The following is a 13380-nucleotide window of genomic DNA, read 5'->3' on the forward strand; positions in this document are numbered from 1 at the left end:
TCCCGTCAGCGAGTGACCGACCACGGCCCCTTACTTCGGTACGGGGCCGTTGTGCATTCAGTTCAGGCTATCGAACAACTCGGTGTTGCGCCCGGCCTGGATGGCGATCCAGAAACGCGCGATGCCCTGGGTGGTGGTGGGCTTGATGGCGGTGAGCTGCTCGACCAGCTTCAGGCGATAGACCAGGGTCTGGCGGTGGATGCCCAGGTCGAAGGCGGTGGCCTTCCAGTTGCCGTCGTTTTCCAGGAAGGTCAGCAGTGTCTTCAGCAGTGCCGCGCCCTGGGTGCGGTCGTGCTCGATCAGCGGGCCGAGGTAGCGGCCCACCAGCGCACGGGCTTCAGCGAGGGACTTGGGTGCCATGATCAGCCCGGTTTCCGCTTCGCCGTAGCGCAGCACGACGATCTCGACTTCCTGCGCCTGGGTCAGCGCCAGGCGTGCCTGGCGGACGCTTTCGCGGAAACCGGTGGCCGCCGCGATGGCGCCGCTGACGCCGATCAGCGTGCCTTCGCCGAGGTTGCTGCGCAGTGCTTCGAAGGTGGTGGTGTCGTCCCGGCTGATCGCGAGCAGCAGGCCGTTGTCGCTGAGCAGCAGTGGGCCGGCGTGATGCAGTGCCGGTGCCTGGTGCAGCTCGTCGGCGCTCCAGGCTCCGCGGCTGCCCGGCCGGATCGCCAGGCACACCAGGCTGCCGACCAGCCCGCGCTGTTCCAGCAGCGGACGGGCGAGGCTGAATTCGGTCTCGCTCTCCAGCAGGCTGCGCAGCAGCGCCGCGCCTTCCTCGCGCTGGGTGTCGCGATGAATCATCAGGCGTTCCAGCTCGACACCCAGCAGGCCCACCAGCGAGCGCACCAGGATCGGATCATCCAGCGTGCGCTCACCGCGGCGCGCGAGCACCAGGTTGGCCCGCGTGCGGCCGCCGATGGGGATGCGCTCGACCTGCTCCGGAGCCGGCTGGCGCGCCGCGCGGGACTCGACCACAGTCTGGCCGCTGACCGCATCCTCGATGGCCAGACTCAGGTCCAGGGTCGCGGCGAGGATCGACAGGCGACCGGCCATGTCCGGCTCCTTGCGCAACGCTTCGGCGTAGGTCCGGAACAGCCGCTCGCTGGCATTGAAGCGCTCGCGCTGGGCTTGCAGCACGCTCTCGATGACATGGTGGGAAAGCTTGTTGAATTCCAGTTCGAAACTGGCGTGCAGCACGGGGAACAGCAGGCGGTCGGCGGCCTTCAGCAGCTTGGCGGAGAGCCTGGGTGCATCCGGCCGTGCAGCGTACACCAGTGCACTGGCGTTGCTCTGCACCAGCTGTTCCAGCCAGTTCACCTGCTCATCTGCGCCGGCGGGAATGCCGAGCCCGGTGGTCATCACCAGGTCGCCTGGCGAAATCCAGCGCCAGGGGTCCGGCAGGTCGACGGCGTGGGCCCAGGTGATCAGTCTGCTGGTGCCTGACAGGCCGGCGACGGCCTGCAGTTTCAGCGCTTGGATGTCGATCAGGTCCTGCACCGTCAGCATGGTGTTTGCGGTCCCCGGTTGGCGAGAGCTGCATGCTACCGGCTAACGCCCTGGCAGGCCATGTCGGCAGTGCCCGGGCTAGGACGAGACAGCACACTCCACGCGATTGCGCCCGGCAGTCTTGCCACGGTAGAGCGCGCGGTCAGCCTGCTGCAGGTACTCGTCGAGCGCCCGGGTGCTGGTGAAGGCTTCCGAGACGCCGATGGTGGCCGTGCAGCGGATCACCTGATCCGGTGTCGCGCCCGGCACCTCGCTCTGCTCGATGGCCGCACGGGCGCGCTCCGCCAGCTGCAGGGCGCCAGCCCTGTCCATGTCCAGGCCGACGAGGACGAACTCCTCGCCGCCCAGCCGGCAGGTCAGGTCGCCTTTGCGCGCGGTGGCCTTGAGCACCTGGGCCACATGGCACAGCACGAGGTCGCCGAGCTTGTGGCCATGGCTGTCGTTGATCTGCTTGAAGTGATCGATGTCGACGATCAGCAGGTACGCGGGACGTGCGTTGCGCGCGCGAAAGTGAGCATCCAGCCCCTCGACCAGCCCGCGGCGGTTGAGCAACTGCGTGAGCGGGTCCTGGGCGGCCATGCTGCGCAGCTCGTCCGTCAGGCGGCGCAGCACCAGCCAGACGGCGCAGGGCGGCAGCACGGTGCCGAGGAACGACATGTAGAGGTAGAAGACTTTCTGGAACCCGCTGTTCATGTCCAGCGCCGCCAGCCCGCCCTGGAGGATCATCGCAAACTTCGCGGCGTTCAGCGCGCAGATGCCACCGATCAGCACGGCGAACACGATCATCTCGACGCGCAGATCCCTGGCGACGTTCTGCCGGGCGTAGAGCACTGCCACGCTCATGCCCAGGAACAGCAGGGCGCAGGAAGCCGCCAGCAGCGCGTGCCGCGCTTCACCTCCGAGGGTGAACTGCACCATGAGCTGCAGCGCCGTGTAGAGGACGGCCAGCGTGAGCAATGGCTGCCACACGGCGGTCGGCCGATCGAAGAAGCGCAGGGCGCCAAGGGTGTAGGCGACGGGTGCGCAGAGGGTCATCGTGTGGTTGATGACACTCATCGCGCCCCAGTGTGCCGGGCCGCCGAGCAACTGCAGGATGTAGGCGAGCCCCAGGAGAAAATTGCCCAGGGCGAAGACTTCCATGCCCATTTTCTTGCCGTTCAGCCGGGTGCTGATGAGCAGGAACATGATGCTGAAACACAGCAGGTGCACGCAGAGCATGCTGAGGATGACAGTGGTGACCATGGGTTCGCGTCAGTGAAGGCGTAGCAAAGGGAGCCGGGCAGCGGAGCTGTGGCGGGCGCGAACCTGGCGCTCCAGGCCGCATCTGGCGTACTCGGCGGAGTCGTTCGGGGCCACGGCACCTAACCATATGTATAGCGGGAAGGCAATCCGCCAGCAGGGGATGCGCTCGGGGCGGTCTCCCCGATTCTGTCGACAGTCCGGGCCTGGGGCTACAGTTCACTGTCGAGGGCGATACCGGGGGATGGGCCTGGCACCGGGACGTTCCGAGCAGTCAGAACCACTGACCCTGGAGAATGGGCATGCCCAAGAAAATCATCATTTCCTTTGACGGGACCTGGAATACCCCGGACGCCAAGTCCGAGATCAAGGGCAGCAAGAGCACCAACGTCTGGAAGCTGCACGCCTCCATCCTCCCCACCGACAAGAACGGCACCACCCAGAACAAGTGGTACGACCAGGGCGTCGGCACCGCCTGGTACGACCGCCTGGCCGGCGGGGCATTCGGCGTGGGGCTATCGGAGAATATCCTCGATGGCTATCGACAGCTGGTCAGCACCTATGAGGCCGGCGACCAGGTCTATCTCTTCGGCTTCAGCCGCGGCGCCTATACGGCTCGCAGCCTGGTGGGGCTGATCCGCAACGCCGGGCTGCTCAAGCCCGAGCACATCGACCTGACCAACGAGGCCTATGGCCTCTACCGCACTCGCGACGAAGGTGCCGATTCCGATAGCGCCAGGCTCTTCCGGGACAGTTTCTCGCGAGAGATCACCATCCACATGCTGGGTATCTGGGACACCGTGGGCGCCCTGGGCGTGCCGCTGGAGTCGTTCGACTGGTTCAACAAGTCGTATTACGAGTTCCACGACACCGAGCTCAGCTCGATCGTCCACAACGCCTTCCACGCAGTGGCCATCGACGAGTGGCGCAAGAACTACCAGTGCACCCTCTGGGACCCGAAGAGCAAGCCCAACCAGCGGGTGGAGCAGGTCTGGTTCTGCGGTGCGCACGCCAATGTTGGAGGCGGTTACGCGAACAACAGCCTGTCGGATATTGCCCTGGTGTGGATGATCAACAAGGCCATCGAGTGCGGGCTGGCGGTGGACACCGGCAAGACTCCGAGCCTGCCGACCACGACTCCGCCCATCACCAACTCCTACAAGGAGTTCCTCGGTGGCGCCTACAGCCAGCTCACCCCGCCGTATTACCGGGACATCGGCAACACCGCCTTCGGCCAGGAGGCCATCGATCCGAGCGTGGAGGAGCGCCTCAAGCACGATGCCCAGTACAAGCCGAAGAACACGGTAGGGGGCAATCTCACCGGCAATTTCACCCCCGTGGGCAAGATTCGCTGAGGGGACGGGCGGCGCAGCGGGGCGGGTGCTTCAGCGCTTCACGCAGACGAACAGTGCGTTGCCCGAGCTGCCGGCCCAGGGCGTGATGCGCTCGTAATCGTGCTCGCAGAGCTGTACCTCGAACAGCGGCTCCAGCAGGCGTTGCAGCTCGGCGAAGGTCAGCGCGACCATCGCGTGTTCGTCCTGCCAGGCCTGGGTCTCGCCGGCCGTGGTCTTCTCGATGCTCAGGCGCAGCGCCTGTTGCTCGCCCGCGCCGCTGTAGTACCAGCCCGAGCCGAAGCTGAACTGGCTACCTGCGTGTTCCACCGAATGGCGTACGAAGGAGCGGTTGTCGATCATCCCCTTGTCGACGCTGTTGAAGCAGAACACGCCGCCATCTGCGAGGGCGTCATGCACGCTCGCCAGGCACGCCTGCAGTTGCTCGATGCCGGGGTTGTAGTGGATCGAGTAGAGGAAGCAGGTGATCAGGTCCAGGGGCTCGTCGACGCGGAAGCTCGCCATGTCCTGCCGGCTGAAATGTGCCTCGGGGCAACGCTGCCTGGCGATGTCCAGCATCGGCTGGTTGATGTCCAGGCCGGCGCTCGCGTAGCCGAAGTCGAGGAAGTGGCGCACGTGGGGACCGGTCCCGCAGGCGAGGTCCAGGTGCCGGCGACCCTGATTGCCGAACAGCTGGTGCAGGCGACGCACGCAGTGGCTCTGCGCCTGATAGTCGATGTCGGCGCACATCAGGTCGTAGTAGGAGGACAGGTCGGTGTACAGCGCGTTGGAGGACATAGGCAGCCAGACAGAGGGTTCGCCGGAGGTTTCGGCGCGGCATGGTACATCAGCCGGGGACGTTCTCCGCTGAAATCGGACGCCCAGCAGCGCCGCTCATTCCCCGCCCTGGCGCCACTGGTTGCGGTAGTGCCGTGGCGCACTGCCGGTGATGCGCTTGAAGGCATTGCTGAAGGCGCTTTCGGAGCTGTAGCCCAGTTCGCTGGCCAGCTCCGCCAGGGTCACGTCGCTGCCGCGCAAAGCCTGCTGGGCCAGCAGCATGCGCCACTCGCTCAGGTAGGTCAGCGGCGGGATGCCGGTGATGGTCCTGAAGTGCACGGCGAAGCTGGTGCGCGACATGCCCGCGGCCCTGGCCAATTCCCCCAGCTGCCAGGCGCGGCCCGGCTCACTGTGCATCAGCCCCAGTACCGGGGCCAGGCGCTTGTCGCCGGCTGCGCGGAGCCAGCCGCAGGAGACTGAGTCGGCGGATTCCAGGTAGGCGCGCACCGTCTGCACGAAGAGCAGCTGCGTGAGCTGCGCGGATACCGCGCTGACTCCCGGCCGCCACTGGTTGCGCTCCTCGACGATCTGGTCGAGCAGCCATTTCAGCCGTTCGGCCTGTTGCGTGCCAGCATGCACCTGCATCACCGCAGGCATCAGGCGGAACGCCAGTTCCTCGCTGGTCGGGTCCAGGCGCACATGCCCGCCCAGCTGGATGCAGTCCTCGCCGCTGCCGAGGACGGCGGTGCGTTCGTTCTCACCGCCACTGAACACGTCCATGGCCTCCAGCGGTTTCAGTGACAGGTCGCTGGCCAGCACGAAGGCGCGGCGCGAACAGAGGATGAACACGTCGCCTTGCTTGATCCACACCGGCTCCTCGTCGCCCTCGATCTGCAGCCAGCAACTGCCCTTGATCAGCGCGAAGAACTTCAGGTGCTGCGGCGGCGGAAAGCGCAGGCTCCAGTCGCCGCCGGCGCTGAAGCCGCCGGCCACCGTCAGCTGCGCATCGGCCACGCGCAGGAAGTCGGAGAGCGGGTCGGAGCGGGGAGCCGAATGCTGGGTCATGTCGAGGGCGCCTTGGCGTGCCGGAAGCGGATGCGGCTCAGAATCGCACCGGACACTCGCCGGGGCAACGACCCACCGCGCTGCCGGCAGATTCGAACTTTCGCGCAAGTAAAGCGCACTCCAGCGCATTCACGGTTCGACGGCGCGGGCGTAATTTTCCCGGCGTCCGACTACAGCCTTGCCCGAGAGAATCCATGAAAGACGAATTGGTGTTGGTGACCGGCGGGACCGGTTTCATTGCCCAGCATTGCCTCCTCGCCCTGCTGCGCGACGGCTATCAGGTGCGCACCACGGTGCGTTCGCTGGCGCGGGAAGCCGAAGTGCGCGAGCACCTGCGCGAAGGCGGAATCGAGGCGGGAGAGCGCCTGAGTTTCGTGGTGGCCGACCTGAACGGGGATGACGGCTGGGCCGAAGCCGTCTCCGGCTGCCGCTATGTAATCCATGGTGCATCGCCGACACCGACAGGCATGCAGAGAAGTGAAGAGGAGTGGGTGCGCCCGGCGGTGGATGGCAACCTGCGGGTGCTGCGCGCCGCCCGCGATGCCGGGGTGAAGCGGGTGGTGCTGACCTCGGCCTTCGGCGCCATCTGCGCCGGCCACGGGCAGATGAAGCGGCCCTTCGACGAGACCGACTGGAGCGACCTGAGCAGCCGCAACGTCTGGCTCTACCAGAAATCCAAGACCCTCTCCGAACGTGCCGCCTGGGACTTCATTGCCCGCGAAGGGCAGGGGCTGGAGCTGTCGGCGGTCAATCCGGTGGCCGTGCTCGGCCCGGTGCTTGGCGCCGACTACTCGCACTCCATCCGCCTGGTGAAAAGCCTGCTCGCCGGCCAGCCGGGCAGTCCGAAGATCAACTGCGGCTTTGTCGACGCGCGTGACGTGGCGGACCTTCATGTGCTGGCCATGACCCATGCCGCCGCTGGCGGCGAGCGCTTCATCGCCACCGCCGGCGACAGCCTGTGGCTGGGCGATGTCGCAAGGGTTCTCAAGGAGCGCATGGGCGCCGTGGCGGCGAAGGTCTCGACGCGTGTGCTGCCCAACTGGGTAGTACGCCTGGGCGCGCTGAAGGACCCCGCGCTCAAGGGTTCCGTGCCCCTGCTCGGGCTGCGGATGAACTCCAGCAACGCCAAGGCGCGCAAGCTCCTGGGCTGGTCGCCGCGGCCGGCCGAGGAGGCCATCGTGGCCACCGCGCGAAGCCTGGACAAGCTCGGGTTGCTCGATTGAGCCGGCCCGGATAGTGCAAAAAAGCCCCACCCCGTGTGAGCGGGGCGGGGCTGTCCGGCGCTGGCTGTCAGTAGTCCCAGAAGCCGGCGATCCAGCGGAAGGCATCGCCGTCGATGGCCACGCGGCCCACCGAGGGGAAGGGCAGGTGGGTGGCGACGAACAGTTCGCCGCTCGCTGCCGCCTCACGCAGCAGGCGAACCCGCACGTGGACCGATTCTTCCGGGTCATGCTCGAAGCCGTTGTGCCATTCCGGATGGTCGAAGGCCACCGGGAACAGAGCGTCCCCGGCGAAGGTCAGGCGCTCGCCGACGGAGTCGACGTAGACGATGCAGTGACCGGGGGTGTGGCCGCCGGTGAGTTTCGCCACCACGCCTGGGGCTACCTGAAGCTCGTCCTCGAAGATGCGCAGGCGGCTCTCGTAGTGGGCCATGAACTCGTTGGCGGTGCGCCGCAGGACGTCCGGTACCGGCTGCGGCATCTCGGTCAGGCTGAAGTCGGGGATCTTCCAGAAGTCGACTTCGGTGGCCGTGACGTGGATGCGCACTTCAGGGCTCAGGCCGTTCTTCACGGTGTCGGTGAGCAGCCCGCCGATGTGGTCCATGTGCATGTGGGTGATCACGATATCGGTGATCGACGACAGCTCGATGCCGGCATCCTTCAGGCGCTTGGGGAACTGCCCGGCACGGGGGAAGCCGGGGAACTGGTTGCCCAGGCCGGCGTCGACCAGGATGGTCTGCTCGCCGCTGCGTACCACCAGGACGTTCAGCGCCCAGTCGAACATGTCCGGGCCCAGGTACATCTCCTTGAACCACGCCGCGCGCTCTTCCGGGGTTGCGTTGGTCGACATGGTTTCGGTCGGCAGCGGCAGCACGCCATCGCTGACCACCAGCACGTCGATCTCGCCGACGCGCAGGGCATAGCGCGAGGGCACCAGTTCCTGGGCCGGGGTGGCGGCGTCGGGCTGGGCGAAGGTATTCAGGTGCATGGTCATGGTGGTTCTCCTGTTGCTTGTTGGGTCGAGTCCATCAGGCGAATGGCACTCCCTCAGCGTGAGGGAGTGCGGGCAGAGCGGCGATCAGGCCACCGGGATCAGCGGGTCGGCGGCGGCCAGGGCGGTGCGACGGTCGGCAGCCGGCGGGTAGATCCACAGGGTGTTGATCTGCGTCTTGAGTTCCTTGGCTTCGGCCTTCACCAGCTTCAGCTGGCGGTCCCAGCCCTCGGTGTACACGGCGCCCCAGGCGCCCAGGTCGAGGCAGGTGACGTACTTGGGCTGACGGTACTGGGTCGGGGCAACGCCCAGCAGGTCGGCGGCGGCGTTGTTGCCGGCATGGCGCCCCAGGCTGATGGCGTGCTGGCAGGACATCGCGGCGAAGTTGCCGATGTCGTCGGTGGCGGCGTAGGCCACGTCGCCAGCGGCGAAGACGTTCTGCAGGCCTTGCACCTTGAGATTGCCGTCCACGTGCAGGCGGCCCTGGCCATCGCGCTGGGCGGTCAGCTGTTCGGTCAGCGGGCTGGCGCGGAAGCCCACGGTCCAGATCACGGTGTGGCTCTCGATGTGGCGGCCGTCGGCGAGGGTCACGCCGTTGGCGTCCACGGCAGCGACCGTGGCGCCGGTGATCCACTCGATACCCAGGCTGTCGGAGGCCTCGATGATCGACGGACGGATGCCATCGCCCATCACCGCACCGATACGCTCGCCGCGGTCGACGATGACCACGCGTACGTCCTGGTCCTCACCCAGCACCGCTCGCAGGCGAGCCGGCATTTCGGTGCCGGTCTCGATACCGGTGAAGCCGCCGCCGGCGATCACCACGGTGTTGCGTGCGCGGCTGGCCGGCTGGTTGCGCAGCGACATCAGGTGGCTTTCCAGATGCGCTGCCGATTCGATCTGGTCGACGTCGAAGGCGTGCTCCTTCAGGCCCGGCACCGGCGGGCGGGACAGCTGGCTGCCGCTGGCCAGCACCAGGCGGTCGTAGCTCAGCTCGCCGGCGCGGCCGGTTTCGTCACGGTAGCCGACCTTGCGGGCCTGCTCGTCGATGCTCTGCGCGGTGCCCTTGACGAAGCGCACGCCCACGGCATCGAACAGCTCGGTCAGCGGTGCGAACATGCTGTGCACATCGGGTTCGTAGAAACGCGGGCGGATGCGCAGTTCCGCCTGCGGTGCCAGCAGGGTGATCTCCACATCGTTGCGGCCGTGCATGTCCAGCAGGCGGGCGGCGCTCAGGGCGCTCCACAGTCCACCGAAGCCCGCGCCAATAACCAGAAGTTGCTGTTTCATCATGTGCTCCTGACTCGAATGGATGAATTGCCTTGAAGTAACTTCTTCAAGTTCGGCGTGACGCTGACGGGGTTTCGCAAACTGCGGTTCGCGTTGTTCTGTCTGCAGTCGTCCGCTGTGAATCCATGCTAGAGAGGAGAACTTCCGGGCGCACTTCTACATCGGTGTGCGGGAATTACGCATGTGTGGAAGAGAACTATACGAAGGTATCGGAAGAGCTCGCGCGCAGTACTTTTTCGAGCAGTGACTTATCGCGCAGAAGAAGCTGGCGGTAACCTGGCGGGGAATTCGGGAGTTCAGCAGTCGGGCAGCAGCGCGGTCTCGATGCAGTTCAGCAACTGGTCGGCTTCGAACGGCTTGGGCAGGCAGGCGATGACGCCGGGCATGGCGGTGCTGATGCGCGGCTTTTCGCCGGGGTAGGCGGTCATGAAGATCACCGGCAGGTCCAGGCCCTGTGCGCGCAGCGCTTCGTAGAGCTCCACGCCGCACATGCCCGGCATCTGGATATCGGAGATCAGGCAGCTGGCCAGCTGCGGGCCGTCCGAGTCGAGGAACTCGCGGCCCCCGCCGTAGGTGCGCGCCAGGTAGCCAGTGGCGCGCAGCAGGCTCTCCAGCGCGGTGCGAAGGGATTCATCGTCGTCGACTACTGCAATGACAGCCTTGTTGCGCATTTGCGTCTTTTGCATCCAGTGGGGCGCTCGTGGCGGCGCCTGCCGTACTTGCAAGATACGCCGTCGAACAAGTCGGAGAAGTATACCTAGGTATAGTCGGGCAACACCTGAGTATGGATATTCCGGCGCGCAGTCTGATCTCGACGATATTGACGTCGACAAGTTTGCCGGAACAATACCCAGGTATCGGTTCGGATAACCAACGGGTGGCGATATTGCACCCATGTACAACTGACTCGAAGGTTTCGCCTGAATACTCTGCAATCACATCGCAAGCCTGGAGAAGTGAGCGGGCCCAGCGAAAGGCTGTTCGGATGCAACTTCACCAGGCGGGCGAAACCATGAACAGAAATGACCTGCGACATGCCGACATCAACTTGCTGGTGGTCTTCGAAACCATGATGCGCGAGCGCAACGTGACCCGGGCGGGCGAACGCCTGTTCCTCTGCCAGACCACCGTGAGCAGTGCGCTGAATCGCCTGCGGACGATGTTCGACGACCCGCTGTTCATCCGCAGCGGGAGGGCGATGGAGCCCACCGCGCGGGCCGAGGAAATCCACGTGCGCCTGGGGCCAGCCCTGGAGGGCATCGCCCTGGCGCTGAGCTGCGCGCGGGAGTTCGACCCACGCACCAGCGAAGAAACCTTCCACGTCGGGCTGTGCGACGAAGTCGAATACGCGTTGCTGCCGCGGCTGATGCAACAGCTTCGTGCCGAGGCGCCGAACATCACCCTGGTGGTGCGCCGGGTCGATGCCTGGCAACTGCCGCAACTGCTGGTCGCCGGGGACATCTCCCTGGGCATCGGCCAGGCCCAGGAGCTGCCGGCCAGCGCCCACTGCCGCAGCCTGCGCCCGGTGCAGCCGATGTTGCTGCGCGCGGACTCGGCGGCCGGGCCGGTGAGCCTCGAGGAGTTCTGCCGGCGGCCCCATGTGGCGGTATCCGCCCTGGGCAAGGTGACCGACGACGTCGACCGCGCGCTGGCGCGCCATGACCGGCAGCGCCGGGTGGTGCTGGCAGTGCCGCAGTTCAGCGCCTTGCCGGCGTTGCTGGCCGGCAGCGACATGCTGGCCGTCGTGCCCGACTACGTGGCCCAGGCGATGGCGCGGGTGGAAGGCCTGCGCGCCGAATACGCACCGCTGCCGTTGTCGAGCCCGGACCTGTCCATGGCCTGGCGCGGCACCAGCCATGCCGACCCGCGTGAACGCTGGCTGCGTGGCTGCTTTGCCCGCCACCTGGAACTGCAGCCGGAGCGTTCGCTGGCGCTGGCCGTGGCCTGAGCGCGACAGCAGGACTCAGCGGCTGAAGCGGCTGCGGTAGTCCCGCGGGGAGATCGACAGATGGCGCTGGAAGGTGCTGCGCAGCCGCTCCTCGTCGGCGAAACCGCAGGCGCGGGCGATCTGCTCGATGTTGCGCGAGGAGTTTTCCAGCAGGCGTTTCGCCGCCTCCAGGCGGAACAGCTCGATGGCCTTGGCCGGCGTGCGCCCGGTGCGCTCCTTGTACACGCGGGAGAAGTTGCGCAGGCTCATCCTCGCCTGCTCGGCCAGGCGTTCCACGGTGAGCTCCGCATCGCCCAGGTTCTCCGCCAGCCAGAGGTGCAGCTCGTCGAAGGCCGGGCTGTCCTGGGTCTGCAATTGCAGCAGGGTGCTGTACTGCGCCTGCCCGCCGGGGCGCTTGAGGTAGACCACCAGCTCGCGTGCCGCCTGCATGCTGACCTCGCGGCCGCAGTCGGCTTCCACCAGCGCCAGTGCCAGATCGATGCCGGCGGTGACCCCCGCCGAAGTCCAGACAGCGCCCTGCTGGATGAAGATCGCATCGGCGTCCACCTCCAGGGCTGGGAAGCGCTGCTGCAGGGTGTCGCACAGGGCCCAGTGGGTCGCGGCGCGGCGGCCGTCGAGCAGCCCGGCCTTGGCCAGCAGGAAGGCACCGCTGCAGACCGATGCAACGCGGCGCACTCCGGGTGCGGCGCGGTTCAGCCAGGCGGCCAGTTCGCCGTGGCTGTCGAGGGTTTCGCCGATGTCCGGGGCGCCCGGGACAACCAGGGTATCGACTTCGGCCAGATCGAGTTCAGCCAGCATGCTGGTATCCACCGACAGTCCTTCGACGGTGCTCACCAGCCCGCCGCGCAGGCTTGCCGTCAGCAGTCGGTAGCCGGGCAGGCCGCGCTGGGCCAGGGCCTTGCTGGCAGCCCAGAACACGGTCTGGGCGCCGCTCAGGTCGAGCAGGCCCATCTGCGGGTAGGCGACGAAGACGACGGTGATCGGCGTTGTCGCCGGGAGCGGGTAGGGGGGAGCAGAGGCGCTTGCCATCGGGGGTTCTGCCTGTTCGGGTGGCCGGTCGAAAGTGGACCGGAGGTGTGGCCGATATTCAGGGGTTTATGGCCTGGCGGCGCTTCGCTGCGCCAGGCTAGCCTTGCTCGCAGCAGCGTCATGGCGCGCGCCATGACCGACATCCGCAGGCGCCGGTCCGGCCCTCATGACCATTGGGCTGGCATTTTGCCGCGGGTCCCATCATGGACTAGATTTTTTGACCTGCACACCGCGAGTGTCGCGGTCCCCCAAGGAGGCAAGATGAGCTCGTCGGCGCATTCCAATCCGCCGCAAGGCCCGAAGGAGCCGGTGGTCTATGTGGTCGATGACGACGAGTCCATGCGCCTCGCCCTCGATGGCCTGCTGCGCTCCATCGGCCTGCAGGTGCAGACCTTCGATTCCACCCAGGGTTTTCTTTCGTTTGCCCGGCGTGAGGTTCCCAGTTGCCTGGTTCTCGACGTGCGCCTGCGCGGCGAGAGCGGCCTGGCCTTCCAGGAGCAGATGGAGAGGAGCGGGGTGCGCATGCCCATCGTGTTCATGACCGGCCATGGCGATATCGCCATGACGGTGAAGGCCATGAAGGCCGGCGCGGTGGACTTCCTCGCCAAGCCCTTCCGCGACCAGGACATGCTCGACGCGGTGGCCAGCGCCCTGGCCCGCGATGGCGAGCGGTTGCTGGCCGAGCAGTCCGGCGCGGCGCTGCGCCAGGCGTTCGAGGCGCTGACCCTGCGCGAGCGCGAAGTGCTGCGCTTCGTCGTCGCGGGGTTGATGAACAAGCAGATCGCCGCCGAGCTCAACCTCAGCGAAGTGACCGTCAAGGTGCACCGCGGCCAGGTGATGAAGAAGCTGGCCGCGCGCTCCGTCGCCGATCTGGTGCGCATGGCCGAGGCCCTGGGCGTCGAGCCGTTGCAGCGCACGACCTGAACCGATTGCAAGACAGTCGCTGACCGCCACTGGGGGGCAGCAGAAACCCCTTCAGAGGTT

The 13380-nt window shown here is 66.6% G+C and carries 12 protein-coding genes; 4 read left to right on the forward strand and 8 right to left on the reverse strand.

Features of this window, described 5'->3' with window-relative positions; all coding sequences use genetic code 11:
- Window positions 1-57: 57 nt before the first annotated feature.
- Window positions 58-1506: a PucR family transcriptional regulator gene (locus J2T47_RS23655; protein WP_253452391.1), complete on the reverse strand. Its 1449-nt coding sequence runs from the start codon at window positions 1504-1506 to the stop codon at window positions 58-60.
- 78 nt (window positions 1507-1584) lie between these two features.
- On the reverse strand, window positions 1585-2748 hold the full coding sequence (locus J2T47_RS23660) for a GGDEF domain-containing protein (protein ID WP_253452393.1): 1164 nt from the start codon (window positions 2746-2748) through the stop codon (window positions 1585-1587).
- A 299-nt stretch (window positions 2749-3047) separates the two neighbouring features.
- Between J2T47_RS23660 and J2T47_RS23665 the strand changes: the two genes are divergently transcribed.
- The gene (locus J2T47_RS23665) at window positions 3048-4100 is read left to right on the forward strand and encodes a DUF2235 domain-containing protein (protein WP_253452396.1); all 1053 of its coding nucleotides are present in this window, start codon (window positions 3048-3050) and stop codon (window positions 4098-4100) included.
- 30 nt (window positions 4101-4130) lie between these two features.
- Here J2T47_RS23665 and J2T47_RS23670 read toward each other — a convergent pair whose 3' ends face one another.
- Both J2T47_RS23670 and J2T47_RS23675 read right to left on the reverse strand, forming a co-directional pair.
- Window positions 4131-4874, reverse strand: coding sequence for a class I SAM-dependent DNA methyltransferase (locus tag J2T47_RS23670; protein WP_253452399.1), 744 nt, complete (start codon window positions 4872-4874; stop codon window positions 4131-4133).
- A gap of 96 nt (window positions 4875-4970) precedes the next feature.
- On the reverse strand, window positions 4971-5918 hold the full coding sequence (locus tag J2T47_RS23675; protein ID WP_253452402.1) for an AraC family transcriptional regulator: 948 nt from the start codon (window positions 5916-5918) through the stop codon (window positions 4971-4973).
- A gap of 194 nt (window positions 5919-6112) precedes the next feature.
- Here J2T47_RS23675 and J2T47_RS23680 point away from each other — a divergent pair, with 194 nt between their 5' ends.
- On the forward strand, window positions 6113-7141 hold the full coding sequence (locus J2T47_RS23680) for an SDR family oxidoreductase (RefSeq protein WP_253452405.1): 1029 nt from the start codon (window positions 6113-6115) through the stop codon (window positions 7139-7141).
- Between the two features lie 67 nt (window positions 7142-7208).
- On the opposite strand, the gene J2T47_RS23685 is transcribed toward J2T47_RS23680, so the two are convergent.
- The 3 genes from J2T47_RS23685 to J2T47_RS23695 all read right to left on the reverse strand — a co-directional run bounded on the left by J2T47_RS23685 (window position 7209) and on the right by J2T47_RS23695 (window position 10105).
- Entirely contained in the window at window positions 7209-8132 is a 924-nt protein-coding gene (locus tag J2T47_RS23685) for an MBL fold metallo-hydrolase (RefSeq protein ID WP_253452407.1), read from the reverse strand.
- An 84-nt stretch (window positions 8133-8216) separates the two neighbouring features.
- A complete protein-coding gene (locus J2T47_RS23690; RefSeq protein WP_253452410.1) occupies window positions 8217-9419 on the reverse strand; it encodes an NAD(P)/FAD-dependent oxidoreductase in 1203 nt (400 codons plus the stop codon).
- Between the two features lie 296 nt (window positions 9420-9715).
- Window positions 9716-10105: a response regulator transcription factor gene (locus J2T47_RS23695; RefSeq protein ID WP_253452413.1), complete on the reverse strand. Its 390-nt coding sequence runs from the start codon at window positions 10103-10105 to the stop codon at window positions 9716-9718.
- A 326-nt stretch (window positions 10106-10431) separates the two neighbouring features.
- Here J2T47_RS23695 and J2T47_RS23700 point away from each other — a divergent pair, with 326 nt between their 5' ends.
- Window positions 10432-11367, forward strand: a complete 936-nt coding sequence (locus J2T47_RS23700; protein WP_253452416.1) for a LysR family transcriptional regulator — start codon at window positions 10432-10434, stop codon at window positions 11365-11367.
- Window positions 11368-11382: 15 nt separating this feature from the next.
- On the opposite strand, the gene J2T47_RS23705 is transcribed toward J2T47_RS23700, so the two are convergent.
- A complete protein-coding gene (locus J2T47_RS23705) occupies window positions 11383-12396 on the reverse strand; it encodes a GlxA family transcriptional regulator (RefSeq protein WP_253452419.1) in 1014 nt (337 codons plus the stop codon).
- 261 nt (window positions 12397-12657) lie between these two features.
- Here J2T47_RS23705 and J2T47_RS23710 point away from each other — a divergent pair, with 261 nt between their 5' ends.
- Window positions 12658-13320, forward strand: coding sequence for a response regulator transcription factor (locus tag J2T47_RS23710; RefSeq protein ID WP_253452422.1), 663 nt, complete (start codon window positions 12658-12660; stop codon window positions 13318-13320).
- Window positions 13321-13380 lie beyond the last annotated feature (60 nt).

It is taken from the genome of Pseudomonas nitroreducens, from assembly GCF_024170165.1.
GTDB lineage: Bacteria > Pseudomonadota > Gammaproteobacteria > Pseudomonadales > Pseudomonadaceae > Pseudomonas > Pseudomonas nitroreducens_C.